The organism is Paucibacter sp. M5-1, assembly GCF_027498415.2.
In the GTDB taxonomy this organism is placed as follows: Bacteria; Pseudomonadota; Gammaproteobacteria; order Burkholderiales; family Burkholderiaceae_C; genus Roseateles_E.
Genome location: NZ_JAPZLM020000001.1, coordinates 5,726,057 through 5,744,699 on the forward strand (window position 1 = coordinate 5,726,057; position 18,643 = coordinate 5,744,699).

At 68.1% G+C, this 18,643-nt stretch carries 15 protein-coding genes; 9 read left to right on the forward strand and 6 right to left on the reverse strand.

Going from position 1 to position 18,643, the window contains the following annotated elements; genetic code table 11:
* Window positions 1-2 precede the first annotated feature (2 nt).
* From O5M90_RS27085 to O5M90_RS27095, 3 genes are read left to right on the forward strand one after another with little or no spacing between them, the layout of a single operon-like run.
* A complete protein-coding gene (locus O5M90_RS27085) occupies window positions 3-434 on the forward strand; it encodes an acyl-CoA thioesterase (RefSeq protein WP_269840862.1) in 432 nt (143 codons plus the stop codon).
* Complete coding sequence (locus O5M90_RS27090) at window positions 431-838, forward strand: RidA family protein (protein WP_269840861.1); 408 nt, start codon at window positions 431-433, stop codon at window positions 836-838. Before O5M90_RS27085 ends, O5M90_RS27090 begins: the two co-directional genes overlap by 4 nt.
* 40 nt (window positions 839-878) lie before the next feature.
* On the forward strand, window positions 879-2,054 hold the full coding sequence (locus O5M90_RS27095) for an acyl-CoA dehydrogenase (RefSeq protein ID WP_269840860.1): 1,176 nt from the start codon (window positions 879-881) through the stop codon (window positions 2,052-2,054).
* 10 nt (window positions 2,055-2,064) lie between these two features.
* On the opposite strand, the gene O5M90_RS27100 is transcribed toward O5M90_RS27095, so the two are convergent.
* Both O5M90_RS27100 and O5M90_RS27105 read right to left on the reverse strand, forming a co-directional pair.
* On the reverse strand, window positions 2,065-3,120 hold the full coding sequence (locus O5M90_RS27100; RefSeq protein ID WP_440402481.1) for an MBL fold metallo-hydrolase: 1,056 nt from the start codon (window positions 3,118-3,120) through the stop codon (window positions 2,065-2,067).
* A 164-nt stretch (window positions 3,121-3,284) separates the two neighbouring features.
* Window positions 3,285-3,941: a C40 family peptidase gene (locus O5M90_RS27105; protein ID WP_269840858.1), complete on the reverse strand. Its 657-nt coding sequence runs from the start codon at window positions 3,939-3,941 to the stop codon at window positions 3,285-3,287.
* Between the two features lie 240 nt (window positions 3,942-4,181).
* On the opposite strand from O5M90_RS27105, the gene O5M90_RS27110 reads away from it, so the two are divergent.
* The 6 genes from O5M90_RS27110 to O5M90_RS27135 all read left to right on the forward strand — a co-directional run bounded on the left by O5M90_RS27110 (window position 4,182) and on the right by O5M90_RS27135 (window position 14,824).
* Window positions 4,182-6,092 (forward strand): propionate--CoA ligase, encoded by a 1,911-nt coding sequence (locus O5M90_RS27110; RefSeq protein WP_269840857.1) that lies wholly within the window; start codon window positions 4,182-4,184, stop codon window positions 6,090-6,092.
* 115 nt (window positions 6,093-6,207) lie between these two features.
* Complete coding sequence (locus tag O5M90_RS27115; protein ID WP_269840856.1) at window positions 6,208-8,193, forward strand: M3 family metallopeptidase; 1,986 nt, start codon at window positions 6,208-6,210, stop codon at window positions 8,191-8,193.
* A gap of 161 nt (window positions 8,194-8,354) precedes the next feature.
* A complete protein-coding gene (locus O5M90_RS27120; RefSeq protein WP_440402482.1) occupies window positions 8,355-9,542 on the forward strand; it encodes an RCC1 domain-containing protein in 1,188 nt (395 codons plus the stop codon).
* A 46-nt stretch (window positions 9,543-9,588) separates the two neighbouring features.
* Window positions 9,589-12,903 carry an AAA family ATPase gene (locus O5M90_RS27125; protein ID WP_440402483.1) on the forward strand — a complete coding sequence of 1,105 codons (3,315 nt, stop codon included), beginning with the start codon at window positions 9,589-9,591 and terminating at the stop codon, window positions 12,901-12,903.
* A gap of 24 nt (window positions 12,904-12,927) precedes the next feature.
* On the forward strand, window positions 12,928-14,349 hold the full coding sequence (gene mdtD / locus O5M90_RS27130) for a multidrug transporter subunit MdtD (RefSeq protein WP_137942295.1): 1,422 nt from the start codon (window positions 12,928-12,930) through the stop codon (window positions 14,347-14,349).
* The gene (locus tag O5M90_RS27135) at window positions 14,321-14,824 is read left to right on the forward strand and encodes a YidB family protein (RefSeq protein WP_332909503.1); all 504 of its coding nucleotides are present in this window, start codon (window positions 14,321-14,323) and stop codon (window positions 14,822-14,824) included. The genes mdtD and O5M90_RS27135 overlap by 29 nt, the downstream gene beginning before the upstream one ends.
* 4 nt (window positions 14,825-14,828) lie before the next feature.
* Here the strand turns inward: O5M90_RS27135 and O5M90_RS27140 are convergent, their stop codons facing one another.
* The 4 genes from O5M90_RS27140 to O5M90_RS27155 form a co-directional block, all read right to left on the reverse strand.
* Entirely contained in the window at window positions 14,829-15,671 is an 843-nt protein-coding gene (locus O5M90_RS27140) for an HAD family hydrolase (protein WP_269840851.1), read from the reverse strand.
* Window positions 15,668-17,383, reverse strand: a complete 1,716-nt coding sequence (locus tag O5M90_RS27145; protein ID WP_269840850.1) for a PhoH family protein — start codon at window positions 17,381-17,383, stop codon at window positions 15,668-15,670. The genes O5M90_RS27140 and O5M90_RS27145 overlap by 4 nt, the downstream gene beginning before the upstream one ends.
* 262 nt (window positions 17,384-17,645) lie before the next feature.
* Window positions 17,646-18,125 carry a peroxiredoxin gene (locus tag O5M90_RS27150; RefSeq protein ID WP_137942299.1) on the reverse strand — a complete coding sequence of 160 codons (480 nt, stop codon included), beginning with the start codon at window positions 18,123-18,125 and terminating at the stop codon, window positions 17,646-17,648.
* A 116-nt stretch (window positions 18,126-18,241) separates the two neighbouring features.
* A complete protein-coding gene (locus O5M90_RS27155; RefSeq protein ID WP_262967999.1) occupies window positions 18,242-18,619 on the reverse strand; it encodes an Mth938-like domain-containing protein in 378 nt (125 codons plus the stop codon).
* Window positions 18,620-18,643: the final 24 nt, after the last annotated feature.

Below are 18,643 nucleotides of genomic sequence, written 5' to 3' on the forward strand. Positions count from 1 at the left end.
GAATGACAAACGCCTGTGTGTTCGAGCGGCAGGAACTGGTGCGCTTCGGCCATTGCGACCCGGCGGGCATCGTGTTCTATCCGCGCTACTTCGAGATGCTCAATGCGCTGGTCGAGGACTGGTTCACCCAGGGTCTGGGCGTCGACTATGCGCAGTTGCTGGGGCCGCGCCGCGTCGGTATGCCGACCGTGCATCTGAGCAGCGATTTCAAACGCATCAGCCGCATGGGCGATGTGCTGACGCAGCGCATCGCGATTCAGAAGCTGGGCCGCAGCTCGCTGAGCCTGGCCATTTCCTTCGACGGGCCCGACGGACAGCGTGTGGCCTTCGAGCAGGTGCTGGTCTGCACCTCGCTGGACACGCATCAGTCCACCCCTTTTCCCGATGATTTGCGCGCCGCGCTGGAGCGAGCCGCAGGAGACAAGAAACCATGACGAAGCAAATCCTTCAACCCGCCGGCTGGGCCGCGCCGCGCGGTTATGCCAATGGTGTGGCGGCCACGGGCCGGCAGATTTTCGTCGCCGGCCAGATCGGCTGGAACGGCCAGTGCCAGTTCGAGAGCGACGACTTCATCGCCCAGGTGCGCCAGACCCTGCTGAACATCAAGGCCGTGCTGGCCGAGGCCGGCGCCGGCCCCGAGCACATCACCCGGATGACCTGGTATCTGCTGGACAAGCGCGAGTACCTGGCGCGCGGCCGCGAGGTGGGCCAGGCCTACCGTGAGGTGCTGGGCCAGGAATACGCGATCGCGATGAGCGCGGTGCAGGTGGCAGGCCTGATGGAAGATCGTGCGAAGGTTGAAATCGAGGTGACAGCGGTGTTACCGGCCCAGGGCTAGGATGGCCCCGAGTTTTTGTAGTAATTAAAGGAGACTGATCATGGCCAAGGCCCAATTCCACTGGGACGACCCGCTCTTGCTGGAGCAGCAACTGACCGACGATGAGCGCGCGGTGCGCGACGCCGCCCGCGCCTACTGCCAGGACAGTCTGGCGCCGCGCGTGCTGGAGGCCTTCCGCCACGAGAAGACCGATGCCGGCATCTTCCGCGAGATGGGCGAGCTGGGCCTGTTGGGCCCGACCATTCCCGAGCAGTACGGCGGCGCCGGCCTGAACTATGTCTGCTATGGCCTGGTGGCCCGCGAGGTCGAGCGCGTGGACTCCGGCTACCGTTCGATGATGAGCGTGCAGAGCTCGCTGGTGATGGTGCCGATCAACGAGTTCGGCTCCGAGGCCACCAAGCAGAAATACCTGCCCAAGCTGGCCAGCGGCGAGTGGATCGGCTGCTTCGGCCTGACCGAACCCAACCATGGCTCGGACCCCGGCTCGATGATCACGCGGGCCAAGAAGGTCGACGGCGGCTACTCGATCAGCGGCGCCAAGATGTGGATCACCAACAGCCCGATCGCCGATGTCTTCGTCGTCTGGGCCAAGGATGATGGTGGCCAGATCCGGGGCTTTGTGCTGGAGAAGGGCTGGAAGGGCCTGAGCGCACCGGCCATCCACGGCAAGGTGGGCCTGCGCGCCTCGATCACCGGCGAGATCGTGATGGACGAGGTGTTCTGCCCCGAGGAGAACGCCTTCCCCGAGGTGCGCGGCCTGAAGGGCCCGTTCACCTGCCTGAACAGCGCGCGCTACGGCATCGCCTGGGGCGCCCTCGGCGCCGCCGAGGACTGCTGGATGAAGGCCCGCCAGTACACGCTGGACCGCAAGCAATTCGGCAAGCCGCTGGCCGCGAACCAGCTGGTGCAGAAGAAGCTGGCCGATATGCAGACCGAGATCACGCTGGGCCTGCAGGGCTGCCTCCGCCTGGGCCGCATGAAGGACGAGGGCACGGCTGCGGTGGAGATCACCTCGATCATGAAGCGCAACAGCTGCGGCAAGGCCCTGGACATCGCCCGCGTCGCCCGCGACATGCTGGGCGGCAACGGCATCTCCGACGAGTTCGGCATCGCCCGCCATCTGGTCAATCTAGAGGTGGTCAACACCTACGAGGGCACGCATGACATCCATGCGCTGATACTCGGTCGGGCGATGACGGGGATTGCGGCGTTCTGAGGCTGCCCCGTCACAGCGCCACGCGCTCCCCTTCGTTGAGAATCAACAAGGGGATGTCCTGGCCCTGGGCGGGATACTCCTTGAGCAGGCGCTGCAAAGGCGCATGGCTGCTGATGTCGCCCATGCCCCAGCTGTGCTTGCCATAGCCCCACGGGATCAGCAGCTTGCAGCCCAGGTCCTTGGCGGCGGCGAGCGCATCCTCGGGCGTGGTGTGCACATGGCGGTACCACGCGCCTTCCGTCGCGTGATGGTAGGAGGCGATCGGTAGCAGACAGATGTCGATCGCGCCGACGCGCGCCCGGATGTCCGCGAAGTGCCTGGAATAGCCGGTGTCGCCAGCAAAGAACAAGGTCTTGCCGCCGTGCTTGAGCAGCCAGCCACTCCACAAGGCCTTCTCGTGGTCGTCGTAGATGAAGGGCACCCAGTAACGCGAGTTGAAGTGATGCGCCGGCATGCCCTGGATCTCCGTGTCGCCGATCTTCACCGATGAAAACCAGTAGACCTCCTTGATCAGATAGCCCTGGTCCGGGAAGTACTCGGCCATGCCCGGCGGCACCAGGAACTCTGCATTCGCGCCCACCTTCTCCAGATCGCGCTTGTTGAAATGGTCGTAGTGCAGATGCGAGTACAGCACGGCATCCGCGCGTGCGAATTCGGCGACACCCAGGGTCGGTGGGGCGACGCGACTGCTGCCGCCGAACAGGCTGTAGGCCCAGTTCACCGGCCAATCAAACTGCTCGCTGACCGGATCGATCAGCAACTGTTTGCCGTCGGGTGTGGTGATGCTGAAGCTGGCATGTCCATGCCACTGCAGGCTGAAGCCGGTCTTGTCCTTGAGCCCCGGGCGCGTGCCCACATAGCGGCAGGCGGACGCCGGCGAGGGGGTTTCGCATTGCAGTTCCTCACGCACCGGGTAGCAGTCTTCGCTGCAGGTATGGGGGTACTGCTGTTTGCCGCGATACAGATTGCTATAGCGTCCCTCGACCAGGCTCGGCAGCAGGCCACCTTCGGAAACCACGCTGACACGGTTGGGGACCGCACAGGCGGTGAGACCGGCGCCCAGCATCAGAGCCAGGAGGACGCGGCGAGAGGTTTCACCAGACAGGGAGCGAAACACAGCGGACATGCGGTCAAGTCCCGATTGGAAAACAATGGGGCGTGATTCTAGGGTCGGCAGGGTCAGGTCTTGAGCGGGCCGGCCGTTGACCCGTGGCGCTCGCAGCGCTGGGCTCAGTTCATCGCTGCGGCCGCGCCGCTGCTCTCCGCCGCGTTCAGGTCCGCCCGCCGCGCACCGGTGAATCGCTTGGCCCAGTAGGCCTCGCGCATGTCCTCCACCCGCACCTTCTGGCCGGAGCGCGGTGCGTGGATGAATTTGCCCTCGCCGACATAGATGCCGACATGGGAAAAGGTGCGGCGCATGGTGTTGAAGAACACCAGATCGCCGGGCTTGAGCTCGGTCTTCTTGACCGGGGCCAGGCTGGAGAGCTTGGCCTGCTCGTCGGCGCGGCGCGGCAGCACCAGGCCCACGCTCATCTCGAAGATGTGGCGGGTGAAACCGCTGCAATCGAAACCGCTTTCGGCCGAGTTGCCGCCGCGCTTGTAGGGCACGCCAAGAAAATTCATCGAGGCCAGCACCAGGTCCGAGGCCTTGTCGCGCACCTGGTCCAGCAGGCCGCCGCTCTCGACCGAGACCTGGCCCAGCAGGCCGCGCTCCTGCAGGAAGCGGCTGACGGCATCGCCCGCGCCCGTCGCTGCCGGCTGCGAGGCGGCCGGGGCCGGCGGCAAGGCCTGGCCCTGGGCCGCAGCGACGGCCAGCAGCAGACCGCAGGCCGTCAAGAGGCGCTGCCATCGGGTGCTGTGAGGGGGGCGTCGGCTGGCGTCGAACATGGGTGTCGGCGCGCAGCTTATGGGGGGGCTGTGAAAGGTGTCAAGCGAGAAGGGCGGCGCTCACGGGTAAGCCCGGGGGCGCCTCAGGGCAAAGTTGGTACTAACCCGGATTGGACCACAGCTCTGCTGGCAATCCCCCTGTGCAAGGGCTTGCGCTGGCGCAAGCATTGGTAACTTCTGCTTTATTTGTGAGCAAAGTCTCGCACCAGGGTCAGTCTGCCGTCAGTCCGGTTGTCTGCAATGCCTGGGCACAAGACACAGGAGACATCGATGCCCGCGCCCAGCTATGCCGAATTCCATGCCCGTTCCCTGCATGATCGCGAGGGCTTCTGGGCCGAGCAGGCCGCGCTGATCGAGTGGCATAAGCCTTTTGATCAGGTGTGCGATCTGCGCCAACCGCCGTTCGCGCGCTGGTTCGTCGGTGGGCGCACCAATCTATGCCACAACGCGGTGGACCGTCATGCGCGCTCGCGTCCCGAGGCCAACGCGCTGATCTGGGTCTCGACCGAGGTGGACGAGGAGCGGGTCTACAGCTTCGCGGCGCTGCAGCGCGAGGTCGAGCGCATGGCGGCGATGCTGCTGGCCCAGGGTGTGAGCCAGGGCGACCGGGTGCTGATCTATATGCCGATGATTCCTGAGGCGGCGTTCGCGATGCTGGCCTGCGCCCGCATCGGCGCGATCCACTCGGTGGTGTTCGGCGGCTTTGCCAGCGTCTCGCTGGCCAGCCGCATCGATGATGCGGCGCCCAAGCTGATCGTCAGCGCCGATGCCGGCAGCCGTGCCGGCAAGCTGCTGCCCTACAAGCCGCTGCTGGACGAGGCGATCCGGCTGGCGGCGCACAAGCCCGCGCATGTGCTGCTGGTCGACCGGGGTCTGGCGGCGATGGAGCGGGTGCCGGGCCGCGACCTGGACTATGCGGCGCTGCGCCAGCAGCATCTCGAGGCCCGGGTGCCCTGCGCCTGGCTCGATGCCGAGCACCCGAGCTACACGCTCTACACCAGCGGCACGACCGGCAAGCCCAAAGGCGTGCAGCGCGATACCGGCGGCTACGCGGTGGCGCTGGCGGCCAGCATGAAGCACATCTTCTGCGGCCAGCCGGGCGAGACCTACTTCTCGACCAGCGATATCGGCTGGGTGGTGGGCCACAGCTACATCATCTACGGGCCGCTGCTGGCCGGCATGGCGACCATCATGTACGAGGGGCTGCCGATCCGGCCGGATGCGGGCATCTGGTGGAGCCTGGTCGAGAAATACAAGGTCTCGGTGATGTTCAGCGCGCCGACCGCGGTGCGGGTGCTGAAGAAGCAGGACCCGGCCTATCTGTCCCGTCACGACCTGAGCTCGCTGCGCGCGCTGTTCCTGGCCGGCGAGCCGTTGGACGAGCCGACCGGGCGCTGGATTGCCGAGTCGCTGGGCCGGCCGGTGATCGACAACTACTGGCAGACCGAGACCGGCTGGCCGATCCTGAGCGTCGCGCACGGCATCGAGGCCACGCCGACCCGCTTTGGCTCGCCGGGGCTGGCGATGTATGGCTACGACGTGCAGTTGCTGGACGAGCACAGCGGCGAGCCGCTGACCGCGCCGAACCAGAAGGGCGTGCTGGCCCTGGGCTATCCGCTGCCGCCGGGCTGCCTGCAGACCATCTGGGGCGACGATGCGCGCTACCAGAAGACCTACTGGTCCAGCATCCCCGGCCAGCAGGTCTACTCGACCTTCGACTGGGCGCTGCGCGACGCCGACGGCTACTACTTCATCCTCGGGCGCACCGACGACGTGATCAACGTGGCCGGCCACCGCCTGGGCACGCGCGAGATCGAGGAGAGCATTGCCAGCCATGCCAATGTGGCCGAGGTCGCGGTCGTCGGCGTGGCCGATGCGCTCAAGGGCCAGGTCGCGATGGCTTTTGTGGTGTTGAAGGATGCGACGGTCGATGCGCTGCGCGAGGAGGGCGAGATCATGCGGCGGGTGGACGAGCAGCTCGGCGCGGTGGCGCGGCCGGCGCGGGTGCGCTTTGTCACGGCCCTGCCCAAGACGCGCTCGGGCAAGCTGCTGCGCCGCGCCATCCAGGCGGTCTGCGAGGGGCGCGATCCGGGCGATCTGACGACGATCGAGGACCCCGCCGCGCTACAACAGATCCGCGAGCTGGCCTGAATCGGTCACTGGTCCCTCCGACATCGTGCTTCATCGCATCGCCGCCCCATCGGGCGGCCGAGGCGGCACAATCCGCGCGCGCCGCCATCGCGGCACAGCCTATGGAGATGAACGCATGAAGCTTCACAAGACCTGCTTGCTGGCCGCCGGCCTGCTGGCCCTGAGCGCCTCGGCGCAGACCGGGCAGACCACAGGCCTGCCCGGCCCGGCCTTCCCGCAGTACAAGACCGCCGCCCAGATCAAGACGGCCTGCGACAAGGGCCTGAGCGCGGCCCGCCAGCGCCTGTCCGGCCTGGAGCGCCGCAAGGTCGATGGCGGCTGGCTGGCCGCCTACGATGACTTCTATGCCTTCATCGAGGACACCCAGTACCCGATCGAATTCGTGCTCAACGTCCATCCCGACAAGCCGGTGCGCGAGGCGGCGCAGGCCTGCTCGCTGCGCTGGGCCGATTTCACCTCCAGCTACGGCCAGAACGAGAAGATCTACCGGGCCTTGAAGTCCGCGCCCACCGCCGATGCGATCGACCGCGAGCTGGTGCGGGTGGGTCTGGGCGGCTTCGAGGACGGCGGCGTGGCCCTGCCGCCCGCGCAGCGCAAGCGCGCCAAGCAGATCCTCGACAAGCTCAGCGAGCTGAATCAGAACTTCGAGAAGAACATCCGCGATGCCGGCGTCAAGGTGGCATTCACCGAGGCCGAGCTGAAGGGCGTGCCCGAGGGCGTGTGGAAGAGCGCGCCGCGCGATGCCGAGGGCCGCATCGTGCTGGGTGTCGACTACCCGAGCTACGGCCCGGTGCTGCAGAGCGCCGACAACGCAGCGGCGCGTGAGCGCATGTGGCGGGCCAAGACCAATGAGGGTGGGGCGGCCAATCTGAAGCTGCTGGCCGAGATCATCCAGGCGCGGCACGAGTACGCCAAGCTGTTCGGCTTCACCAACTATGTGGACTTCAATCTGCGCCGCAAGATGGCCAAGGACGCGGCCACCGCCTGGAAGTTCCTCGACGAGGTCAAGAGCACGGTCACCGAGGGCGAGCGCGCCGACCTGCTGGAGCTGCGCGCCGCCAAGGCCGAGCAGCTGGGCAGCGCGCCCGAGGCGACCACGGTGCAGCGCTGGGACGCCAGCTACTACAGCGAGCGCATCCGCCAGCAGCGCTACAGCGTCGACCAGGAAGCCTTCCGCCAGTACTTCCCGCCGCAGGAGAGCCTGCTGTTCACGATGCGCATCGTCGAGAAGATGATGGGCGTGCGCTACACGCCGGTGAAGGCTCAGCTCTGGCACCCCGAGGTGCAGGCCTTTGCGGTCAGCGATGCGGCCACCGGCAAGGCGCTGGCGACCATGTATGTGGACCTCTACCCGCGCGAGGGCAAGTACAACCATGCGGCGGTCTGGCCGCTGCGCTCCAGCGCGACCCGCCTGGGCCGCACGCCGACCGCCGCGCTGGTGGTCAATTTCGACCGTAAGGGGCTGACCCTGGACGAGGTCGAGACCCTGCTGCACGAGCTGGGCCATGCGGTGCACAACAACCTGTCGCAGACCCGCTATGCCAGCCAGGGCGGCACCTCGGTGATGCATGACTTCGTCGAGGCGCCCTCGCAGATGCTGGAGGACTGGGTCTATGACAAGCAGGTGCTCAAGCTGATGGCCGAGGTCTGCGCCAGCTGCAAGCCGGTGCCGGACGCGCTGGTTGACAAGGCCCAGGCCGCCAAGGACTTCGCCAAGGGCTCGCAGTACGGCCGCCAGCATCTGTATGCCGGCTACGACCTGGCCCTGCACGGCCCGGACGTGCCCGAGCCGATGGCGCTGTGGGCCAAGATGGAAGGCGCAACGCCGCTGGGCCATGTGGCGGGCACGATGTTCCCGGCCGGCTTCGGCCATGTGGCCGGCGGCTACGGCGCCGGCTACTACGGCTATCTGTGGAGCCTGGTGCTGGCGATGGATCTGCGCACCGAGTTCAAGGCCGACAAGCTCAGCCCCGAGACCGGCCGGCGCTACCGCGACATCGTGCTGGGCAATGGCGGCCAGAAGCCCGCGCCGGAGCTGGTCCATGAGTTCCTGAAGCGCGAGCCCAACGCCAAGGCCTTCTTCGACTATCTGCGCAAGTAAGCCGACCCGGTAACTGGCCGGTAATTCACCTCGCCCTACAAAGCAAGCGATGGCTCTCGTGGGAGAGCTCGCTTGGGGAGATGGTGATGAGACTGCTTGTAAACAGGGCCCTCGGTCTGGGCCTCGCTCTGGGTTTGTGGGGCTGCGGCGGCGGCGACGGTATGGATGAACCCGTTGCCGCCGCGCCGACACCGACGCCCGCTCCGGCGCCGACGCCGACGCCGACGCCGACGCCAACGCCAACGCCAACGCCGACGCCGACGCCAACGCCAACGCCAACCGCCACCCCCGCGATCAGTGCCGGCCTGGGCTATGGCCTGGTGCTGCGTGCCGATGGCTCGGTGCTGCTGCTGGGGCGCAGCACGCTGCTGGACCGCACGCCCGGCACGGCCTTGGCGGGCAGCACGGCCCGGGTGATCAGCGGCATTGCAGCCAGCTCCATTGCCGCGGGCCGGCTGAGCTCGCTGGCGCTGGGCCGAGATGGCCTGCTGTATGGCTGGGGCGTCAGCAGCGGCGGCACGCTGGGCGGCGATGCAATCAATGCCAATGTGGATGCGCCGCGCGTGATGGCCGGTGTCGACGGCGTGGTGGCGGGCCTGCCTGTCAGCAACTACTCGCTGGCCCTGCGCAATGACGGCACGGTCTGGCATTGGCCGGGCGTGCTGCGTTATGCACCGGAATCGGTCGCGCCGCGCCAGATCGCCGGCTTCAGCGGCGTGCGCAAGCTGGTTGCCGGCATGACCGGCGGCGTCGACAGCAAGCAGGCGCCGCTGGCGATCAAGTCCGACGGCACGGTCTGGCGGCTGTCCTGGAGCACCGCGACGGTGATGGGGACGGGCGGCCCTGAGCAGGTCCACAGCGGCAGTGCGGAGCAACTGGCCGGCCTCGCCGATGTGGTCGATGTGTCATGCACCCAGCACTGCCTGGCGCTGCTGGGCAACGGCCGGGTGATGGCCTGGGGGCGCAATGTCGAAGGGCAGCTGGGCAAGGGCAGCAGCGGCGACCTCGTGCCGGTGACAGTGCCGGCCCTGGTGCCAGGTCTTGAAGGCCTGCGCGCGATCGGTGCCAGCCGCAATGCCTCGGTGGCCGTTGGCAGCGACGGACGCATCTGGGCCTGGGGCGGCAATGCCTACAGCGGCCTGGGCAGTGGCGGGCCGGTCACCGCGCCGACCCTGCTCGCCGGTCTCGCGGCGGCGGTCGATGTCTCCTGCGACGACGGCCTGTGCCTGCTGCGCCTGGGCGACGGCACGGTCTGGGGCTGGGGCGGCAATGGCAACGGCGAGCTGGGCGACGGCAGCACGCTGGAGCGCCTCACGCCGGTGCAGGCCTCGGGCTTGTCCTTGAACTGAGGCCTGGGTTGTAATGCCGGCTGTCTTGGCGGCCAGGGGGAGCAGCATGGGGACGGCGTGGCAGTTGCAGTTGCTGGGGGTACCGCATCTGCGCAGGATTGGCGCGGCCGACTCGCTGCCCGAGCCGCTGGCCCGCAAGGACGCCGCCTGGCTGGCCTATGCGGCGCTGAACAAGCCGGCGATCAGCGCCACGCTGGCCCTGATGCTGTGGCCCGAGGTCACGGCGCCGGCGGCGCTGAACAATCTGCGCCAACGCATTTACCGGCTGCGCCGCGCCACGGGGGCGCGCTTGGTCGAGATGGGCGAGCGCATCGAGCTGGCACCCGACCTGGGCGTCGATGCGGCGCCGCTGGAGACGCTGCTGGGCGACGACCCGGAGGCCCGCATCGAGCCGCTGCTGGCGGGTTTCGAGTACGACGCCGAGAGCGAGTTCGCCGCCTGGCTGACGGCCGAGCGCCAGACCCGTGCCCAGGCGCTGCGGGAGCTGCTGGCCCGGCTGGCGGCCGAGGCGGAGCAGCAAGGCCAGCTGGTGCTGGCGCTGCGCTACGCCCGCCGCCTGCTGAGCGAGGACATGCTCAGCGAGTATGCGCACCGCCGCCTGATGCGCCTGCACTATCTGCGCGGCGATACCGCCGCTGCCGTGGCTGCCTTCGAGACCTGCGAGGCGGCGCTGAAAGAAGGTCTGGGCCTGCGGCCCGGCGCCGAGACCCTGGCTTTGCTGGAGCTGGTTGAGCGCGGGCAAGCCCTGACCCCGCTGACCCCGCTCGTGCCGACCCTGCCGGCGGTGAGCCTGATGCGCCCGCCGCGCCTGGTCGGGCGCGACGAGCTGCTGGGCCAGCTGGCGCGGGCGGAGTCCGCAGTGACGGTGCTGGTGGGTGAGGCCGGCATGGGCAAGACCCGGGTGCTGCAGGAGCTCGAGCGCGGCTGTGGTGCTGCGGTCTTGCATGTGCAGGCGCGGCCAGGCGATGCCGGCGTTCCCTACGGCAGCCTGTTGCGCCTGGTGCGCGCGCTGATGGAGCGGGTCGAGCTGGCCGATGGCACGGCCCTGGCCCCGCTGCTGGACGAGGCGTGTGCGCCCAGGCTCCGGACCACCGTGCAGCAGCTGCAGCGGGCGTTGGAGGATCTGCTGGCCCGGGCCCGGCTCGCCGGGCTCGCGCGCTTGCTGGTCGACGATCTGCATTTTGCCGACCGGGCCAGCGTCGAGATGCTGCTGGAACTGGTGCGCTCCGATGCGCTGCAGGGCCTGCGCTGGGTGCTGGCTCACCGGCCGGCCGCTGCCGCCGATGCCGACCTCGCCTTGCTGCAGGACCTGGCCGAGTCGCCGCAGGCCCGCTGGTTCCAGGTCTTGCCTCTCAGCGAGCCGCAGCTGCAGGAGCTGGTGGACAGCCTGGGCCTGAGCGGTCTGGATCCCGCGCCTTGGGCCGCCGCGCTGGCACGCCACACCGGCGGCAATCCGCTGTTCGTCATCGAAACCCTGCGGGCCTCGATGCAGGGGCGGCCGCAGGCCCGGGTGTTGCCACAGCCGGTCGGGCTGATGCATCTGCTGGAGCAGCGTCTGCGCCGGCTTTCGGACGCCGCGCTGGCCCTGGCGCGGGTGGCCGCGATTGCGGTGCCCGACTTCAGCGTGGCGCTGGCCGAGCAGGTGCTGAGCGCGCCGGCACTGGCGCTGGCCAATGCCTGGGACGAGCTGGAGGCCGCCCAGGTCTTGCGCGGCACCGACTTCGCGCATGATCTGGTGCATGACGCGGTGCTGCGCATCACGCCCGCCGTGCTGACGGCTCATCTCCACGGGCAGGTCGCGGCCCTGCTGCTGCAGCAAGGCGTGGAGCCGGCACGGGTGGCCGCGCACTGGCAGGCGGCTGGTCAGCCGCGCCCGGCGGCCCAGGCCTTCGCGGCGGCTGCCCAGCGCGCTCAGGCCGCCGGGCGAGCGCGCGAACAGGCCCAGCTGCTGCTGGCCCAGGCCGATGCGCTGGAGTTGGCCGGCGAGGCGGCGCCCGCCCGGCTCGCCCGGCTGGCGGCCGTTCGGCCGCTGCTGCTGGGCGAGGGTGCCGCTGCGGCCCTGGCACTGAGCGAACGGCTGCTGCCGGCGCCCACCGATCGGGCGGCACCGGCGGCCCAGGCCTGGGCTTTGCATGCGCTGACTTGTCTGTGGTCGGGTCGCTTGGTGGATAGCGAGGAGGCCGGTCGCCATGCGCTGGCGCTGGCCGAACCGCAGGAGGAGCTGGTGCGCATGGAGGCGGCGCGCTGCGTCGCCCAGGCCTGCGGGCAACTGGGGCGGCCCGAGGAGGGGCTGGCGCTGCTGGCGCCCTGGGAGGAGCGTGTCGCCAGCGTCGATGATGTGGAGCAGCGGCTGGACTTCTGCGGCACCTATGTAAATCTGAAGATGTATACCGACCGGCCGGTCGAAGCGATGGACTGGACCCAGCGGCATCTGCGCTGGGCCGAGCAGGCCGGCCATTTGAGCGAGCAGGTCAGCGCGCACATGAATCTGGTCGGCCATCGCTTGCGCCAGGGCGATCTGGAGGCCGGCGTCGCGCATGCGCAGGCCGCCGCCGTGTTGGCCGCCGATGCCGGGCAGCTGCAGGAACTGGCGGCGTGGAATAACGCGGTGCTGGGCTATATGTTGTGCGGACTGGGGCGCTATGCCGATGGCCTGGCTCGGCTGGAGAGCGAGCTGGCGCGCGCGCCGGCCGGCATCGGCGCGCTGCGGGCCAATCTGGAGCAATGGCTGGCCCAGTCTTGGCTGAATCTGGGTCAGCCGGCGCGGGCCCTGCATGTGCTGGGCGGCGATGAGGCGGTGCCGCCCGGCAACTGGCGTGCCAAGCGGCTGATCATGCGGGCGCGCCTGACGCAGGCGCTGGCCGGCGACGCCAGCCCCATGCTCGACGAGGCGCTGGCGGCCTCGCTCAAGCCCATGCATCGCTATGACTGGCTGCAGATCCGCCTGCTGCAGGCGCAGCAGGCCGAGCCCGACCTGGCCCTGCGCTGCTGCGAGGAGTTGCAGCCGCTGATGGCGCAGCGCCAGCTGCAGGGGCTGGCGGCCGAGCTCGAGCGTGTTCGCCTGCAGGCTCTGTTGCTGCAGCCGACGCTGGACGCGGTGCCGGCCTGTGCCGGCCGGCTGGAGGCCATGGCGCTGCGCTGGCGGCATCCGATGTTCAGCCCGGCCCAGCAGTTGGCGCAGGCCGCACAAGGCTTTGCGCGGCTCGACCTGGCGGCCGATGCCCGGCGCTGCCGGCTTGCGGCCCTGCACTGGGTGCATCTGCAGGTGTTCCCGCAGGTGCCGGCGGCGTTCCAGGACAGTTTTCTGCATCGCAGCGCCGTCACGGCCGGCCTGTCGGCCACCGAGTTGCCGGCGCGCTGAACGCGCCTGCCCGATACTGGCCCGATGCCCGAGCTTGACCGCCCCATTCTCGATGCGCCGACGCGCCGCTTCCTGCCCTGGCTGGTGGCTCTGGCCTTCTTCATGCAGACGCTGGACACGACCATCCTGAACACGGCGCTGCCGGGCATGGCGGCCGATCTGGGCGAGAACCCGCTGCGCATGCAGTCGGCCGTGGTGGCCTATATGCTGACCGTGGCGCTGCTGATCCCGGCCTCGGGCTGGCTGGCGGACCGCTTCGGTACGCGCCGGCTCTTCATCTGGGCCATCGTGCTGTTCAGCCTGGGCTCGCTGGCCTGCGCGCTGAGCCCCTCGCTGCGGGTGCTGGTGGCGGCGCGGGTGCTGCAAGGGGTCGGCGGGGCGCTCTTGGTGCCGGTCGGGCGACTGGCGGTGCTGCGCGCGTTTCCGAAGGAGGAGTTCCTGCCGGTGATGACCTTCATCGCCTTGCCGGGCCTGATCGGGCCGCTGATCGGGCCGGCGCTGGGTGGCCTGCTGGTGCAGTACGCCAGCTGGCACTGGATCTTTCTGATCAATCTGCCGGTCGGGGCCCTGGGTGTCGCGGCCAGCCTGCGCTATATGCCCCAGCTCAGGAGCGCCACGCCGGGCCGCTTCGACTGGGGCGGCTTTGTGCTGTTCAGCCTCGGGCTGATGCTGCTGTCGGTCGGGCTGCAGGGTTTTGGCGAGCATGTGATCAGCGTCGCGGTCAGCATCGTGCTGGTGGTGGCCGGCATGGCCTGCATGATGGCCTACTGGCTGCATGCGGCGCGCGCGCCGGCGCCGCTGTTCAATATGCGGCTGTTCGCGATCCCGACCTACCGCATCGGGCTGATCGGCAATGTGTTCGCCCGCCTTGGCAGCGGCGCCACGCCCTTTCTGACGCCGATGTTTTTGCAGCTGGGCCTGGGCTTTTCGCCCAGCGTGGCCGGGCTGTCGATGATTCCGACGGTGCTGGGCGCGATGCTGACCAAGACCGTCGCGATCAAGCTGATACGCCGCGCCGGCTACCGCCGCGTGCTGGTCGTCAACACGGTGCTGCTGGGCCTGATGATCGCGAGCTTTGCCCTGGTCGACCGCGACACCTCGCACCTCTGGTTGGCCCTGCATCTGGGCTTGTTCGGCATGGTCAACAGCATGCAGTTCACCGCGATGAACACCTTGACCCTGGGCGACCTCGACGCGCAGACCGCCAGCAGCGGCAACAGCCTGCTGTCGGTGGTGATGCAGCTGTCGATGAGTCTGGGCGTGGCCACCTCCAGCGCCTTCCTGCTGCTCTATTCCGGGGCCGAGCGCAGTGCGGATCTGCTGCCGGCCTTCCAGGCCACCTATCTGTCGATCGGCGTGATGGCGGCGCTGGCGGCCTTCATCTTTGCCCAGCTGCGCCGCCACGAGGGTGTGACCGATGCCGGCGACACGATGGGGCAGGAATAGTCACGCGCTTCATCCACAATTGCTGCGCGGCGGATCGCGTCGCGCTGCGGGAGCAATCATGGGCTTGATGGATTCTTTGCTGGGCGCGGCCCAGCAGGCCTTGAACGGTCAGCAAGGGCAGGGCGGCGTCGACTGGGTCAGCCTGATCGGCACGCTGCTGGCCAATCAGGGCTCGGGCCAGGGCGGGCTGGCCGGCATCTTGCAGCAGCTGCAGGCCGCCGGCCTGGGCGAGGAGGTGCAGAGCTGGGTCTCGACCGGCGCCAATCTGCCGGTCTCGGGCGATCAGCTGGGCTCGGCCCTGGGCGGCGATCTGCTGGGCCAGCTGGCCGGCCAGGCCGGCGTCTCGACCAGCGAGGCCGGTGCGCAGCTGAGCCAGTGGCTGCCGCAAATCGTCGACCAGCTGACGCCCAACGGCCAGCTGCCCAGCGGCGGCGTGGATCTGGGCGGGCTGCTGGGGCAGTTGCTGCGCCGCTGAGCGTTCAGCGGCTGCGCCGCCAGTCGGTCTCGATGAAGCGCAGCACGCTGTCCTCGTGGTGGGGGCCTATCACCGCATGGGCCTCCTGCTTGACCTCGGCGATCGCGTTCTCGACCGCGATGCCGCGATGCGCGGCACGCAGCATGGTGATGTCGTTGACCTGGTCGCCGAACACGACGATCTCGCGCTCGTGCAGGCTGTAGCGCTGGGCCAGGGTCTTGATCGCCTGGTCCTTGGTCGCGCGCCGGTCATGCAGGGTCAGCCAGGGCCAGCCGGGGCGGTAGAGGTCATCGGCCAGATGAATGTCGATCGCGTCACCAGCCAGGGCCTGGATCTCGGCCATCAGCGCCCGCATCGGCGCCTCGCGCTCGATCAGAATCATCGTCACTACCGGGTCGACCAGCTCGGCACCGATATTGTCGGTGTGGCGCAGCCGCGGGTCGCCGTTGTGCTGGCGCTGCTCGACGAAGTCCAGCTGGGCTTCGTTGTGCACCGACTGCCAGAACAGCCGGTCGCCGCGCGGCCCGTAGGTGGCCGCAAAAGGCATGAAGCCGCGCCTGCGCATCAGCGCGAAGATGGCCTGGGCCAGGGCCGGGTCCATCGCATGGACCAGCTCATGCTGGCCGCTGCTCATCTCGCTGATATAGGCGCCGTTGGCCGAGATCACCGGCAGGCGCAGCGGCAGATCACCGAGGATGCGGGCGATCGACGAGACATGGCGGGCGCTGGCCACCGTGAAAGACAGGCCCTCGTCCAGCAGCCGGACCAGGCCGGCGCGGGTGAACGCGGACAGCTCGGCCTGCGGGTTCAGCAGCGTGCCGTCCAGATCCGAAACATAAAGCGTCACAGGACCTCGGAAGCGAAATCGGCCAGACGCGAGCGTTCGCCACGCGCCAGCGTGATGTGGCCGCTGTGGCCCCAGCCCTTGAAGCGGTCGACGGCAAAGGTCAGGCCCGAGCTGCCCTCGGTCAGATAAGGCGTGTCGATCTGGGCCAGATTGCCCAGGCAGACGATCTTGGTGCCGGGGCCGGCACGGGTGATCAGGGTCTTCATCTGCTTGGGGGTCAGGTTTTGCGCCTCGTCGATGATGACGAACTTGTTCAGGAAGGTGCGGCCGCGCATGAAGTTCAGGCTCTTGATCTTGATCTTGCTGCGCACCAGGTCATTGGTGGCGGCGCGGCCCCACTCGCCGGAGCTGCTGTCGCCGCGCGCCAGCACTTCCAGGTTGTCGTCCAGCGCACCCATCCACGGGCCCATCTTCTCTTCCTCGTTGCCGGGCAGGAAGCCGATGTCCTCGCCGACCGGCACGGTCACGCGGGTCACGATGATCTCGGAGTAGCGGCGCTCGTCCAGCACCTGCTGCAGTCCGGCGGCCAGTGTCATCAGGGTCTTGCCGGTGCCGGCGGTGCCGGTCAGCGTGATGAAGTCGCAGTCCGGGTCCATCAAGAGGTTCAGCGCGAAGTTCTGCTCGCGGTTGCGCGCGGTCACGCCCCAGACCGAGTTCTTCTGATGGCCGTAGTCCTTCAAGGTGCGCAGCACGGCGCTCTTGCCGGTGATCTCGGTGACCTTGGCATAGAGCGGCGCGGCGCCGGGGGCTTCCAGATAGATGAACTCGTTGATCAAGAGCGAGGGCACCAGCGGACCGCTGATGCGATAGTAGGTGATGCCGCCTTGCTGCCAGCTCTCCATGGTCTTGCCATGGCGGTCCCAGAAGTCGGCCGGCAGCGCCTGCACGCCGGTGTAGAGCAGGTCCGAGTCTTCCAACGTTTTGTCGTTGCGATAGTCCTCGGCGGGCAGGCCCAGTGCACGGGCCTTGATGCGCATATTGATGTCCTTGGACACCAGTACCACCTCGCGGCCGGGCTGCTGGCGCTGCAGCGCTTGCACCACGCCGAGGATCTGGTTGTCCGCCTTGCCCTGCGGCAGGCCCTGGGGCAGCGGCGTGTCGATCAACCCAGTCTGGAAGAACAGCTTGCCACCGGCCTCGCGGTGGCCAGTGTGGTCCAACGGCAATCCCAGGGCCATTTCTTCCAGCGTGCTGCTTTGCAGGCTGGCGGCCAGCGCATCGAGGTCGCGGCTGACCTGGCGCACATTGCGGGCCACCTCGGTCATGCCCTTCTTGTGGCCGTCCAACTCTTCGAGCGTGATCATCGGCAGATAGATGTCGTGCTCCTCGAAGCGGAACAGGCACATCGGGTCGTGCATCAGCACATTGGTGTCCAGCACGAAGAGCTTGGCCGGGCCGGCGATACGCGGCTTGGCGGCGGCCTTGGGCTTGGCGGCTTTTTGCGGGACCGGCGCCGGGCTGGGCGTGACCAGGGCCAGGCTGGGCTGCGGGCTCGGCGCGACGGCCGGCGCCTGCTTCCTGGCCGCAGACCTGGTCGGCGCTCTGCTCGGCGCCTTGGTCGGGGATGCCATGACGCTGGGCGCGGCCACCGTCTCTATCGCCGCGGCGCGGCTGGGAATCGTTTGGGGTGTTTTGCTGACCGCCAGCGTGGAGGCAAAGGCGGAGGGCTCGAGGAGGCTGGCGCGTTTGGTCGGAGGCTTGGGCAGTGGCATGAGGTGTGGAGCAGGCCGCGTTTACGGTCTGGAGGTCAAAGGCAAAAGATAGATGTCCGGGCCGAAAAAGCAAAAAGCCGCACAGGCTGCTGTGCGGCTTTCGGGGTGCTTGGCTTCACGGCTCTCGGGCATGGAGACCATTATGCACAAAGCCCTGCATCGCCCGATGTCGGTGCTGCAGCGCGGCAAAGATGCAACAAAGCCGGCCCGGAAGACTTTTCCGGCCGGCTTCGCGTGGATACTGCAGAGCTCGCCGAAAGGTTCAGGCGGCTTCCTTCTTGAAGGACTTGACGGCCTTCAGCACCTCGTCGACATGGCCGGCGACCTTGATGCCGCGCCACTCGGCACGCAACACGCCGGCGGCGTCGATCAGGAAGGTGGAGCGCTCAATGCCCTTGACCTTCTTGCCGTACATGATCTTGTTCTTGACCACGCCGAACATATGGCAGAGCTTCTCTTCGGTGTCGGCGATCAGCTCGAAGGGCAGTTCCAGGTTCTGCTTGAACTTGTCGTGCGACACCATATTGTCGCGCGACACGCCCAGCACCACGGCGCCGGCCTTGACGAAGTCCTTGTGGCGGTCACGGAACTGCATCGCTTCGGTGGTGCAACCCGGCGTGTTGTCCTTCGGGTAGAAGTACAGCACCACGGCTTGACCGAGAAAGGCTTGCGGTGTGAACTTCACGCCGCCGGTGGCAAGAGCTTCAATGTCCGGGAGAGGTTTGTTGAGCGCTGGCGTCATGTGGCGTTCTGTAAAGATGTGTGCCCGGGTGGGCATAGCCGCCAATTATACGTTGAACCGCAAGCCCTCTTGTCGCCACTGAGGGGGATTGCCAGCATAGCGGGTTTGGCCGCCTCTCAGGGGCGTTCTATCAACAAGGCGGCCAGGACCGTGCGACTTTCACTGGCCAGCACGTTGTAAGTGCGGCACGCCGCGGCCAGATCCATGGTTTCGACGCCGATGCGCGCGGCAATCAGGCTGCGGTAGAGCGACGGGCGGGCAAAACGTATCCGAGCACCGCTGCCGAAGATCACCAGCTCGGGCTTGAGCGCCAGGATCTGTTCGAAATGCGCTTCGCTCAGATCCTCGAAGCGCGCCAGGCCCCAGGCCTGCACCTCGCCGCGCCAGGGCACCAGCAGGCTCTCGCCATGCTGCTGGCCATTGACCCAGACGTTCTGGCCGTCGTGGCGGGAGATGCTGTTGCCGCCTTGCGGCTCGTCAAGTTGGAACTTCATGCTGTTGTGCGGGCGCTGTCGGCC

Excerpts from the sequence above, each read along its gene's own strand:
- O5M90_RS27085 (WP_269840862.1), top strand. The coding sequence starts at position 3 with ATGACAAACGCCTGTGTGTTCGAGCGGCAGGAACTGGTGCGCTTCGGC.
- O5M90_RS27090 (WP_269840861.1), top strand. The coding sequence starts at position 431 with ATGACGAAGCAAATCCTTCAACCCGCCGGCTGGGCCGCGCCGCGCGGT.
- O5M90_RS27095 (WP_269840860.1), top strand. The coding sequence starts at position 879 with ATGGCCAAGGCCCAATTCCACTGGGACGACCCGCTCTTGCTGGAGCAG.
- O5M90_RS27100 (WP_440402481.1), bottom strand. The coding sequence starts at position 3,120 with ATGCTGGGCGCCGGTCTCACCGCCTGTGCGGTCCCCAACCGTGTCAGC.
- O5M90_RS27105 (WP_269840858.1), bottom strand. The coding sequence starts at position 3,941 with ATGTTCGACGCCAGCCGACGCCCCCCTCACAGCACCCGATGGCAGCGC.
- O5M90_RS27110 (WP_269840857.1), top strand. The coding sequence starts at position 4,182 with ATGCCTGGGCACAAGACACAGGAGACATCGATGCCCGCGCCCAGCTAT.
- O5M90_RS27115 (WP_269840856.1), top strand. The coding sequence starts at position 6,208 with ATGAAGCTTCACAAGACCTGCTTGCTGGCCGCCGGCCTGCTGGCCCTG.
- O5M90_RS27120 (WP_440402482.1), top strand. The coding sequence starts at position 8,355 with ATGGATGAACCCGTTGCCGCCGCGCCGACACCGACGCCCGCTCCGGCG.
- O5M90_RS27125 (WP_440402483.1), top strand. The coding sequence starts at position 9,589 with ATGGGGACGGCGTGGCAGTTGCAGTTGCTGGGGGTACCGCATCTGCGC.
- mdtD (WP_137942295.1), top strand. The coding sequence starts at position 12,928 with ATGCCCGAGCTTGACCGCCCCATTCTCGATGCGCCGACGCGCCGCTTC.
- O5M90_RS27135 (WP_332909503.1), top strand. The coding sequence starts at position 14,321 with ATGCCGGCGACACGATGGGGCAGGAATAGTCACGCGCTTCATCCACAA.
- O5M90_RS27145 (WP_269840850.1), bottom strand. The coding sequence starts at position 17,383 with ATGCCACTGCCCAAGCCTCCGACCAAACGCGCCAGCCTCCTCGAGCCC.
- O5M90_RS27150 (WP_137942299.1), bottom strand. The coding sequence starts at position 18,125 with ATGACGCCAGCGCTCAACAAACCTCTCCCGGACATTGAAGCTCTTGCC.
- O5M90_RS27155 (WP_262967999.1), bottom strand. The coding sequence starts at position 18,619 with ATGAAGTTCCAACTTGACGAGCCGCAAGGCGGCAACAGCATCTCCCGC.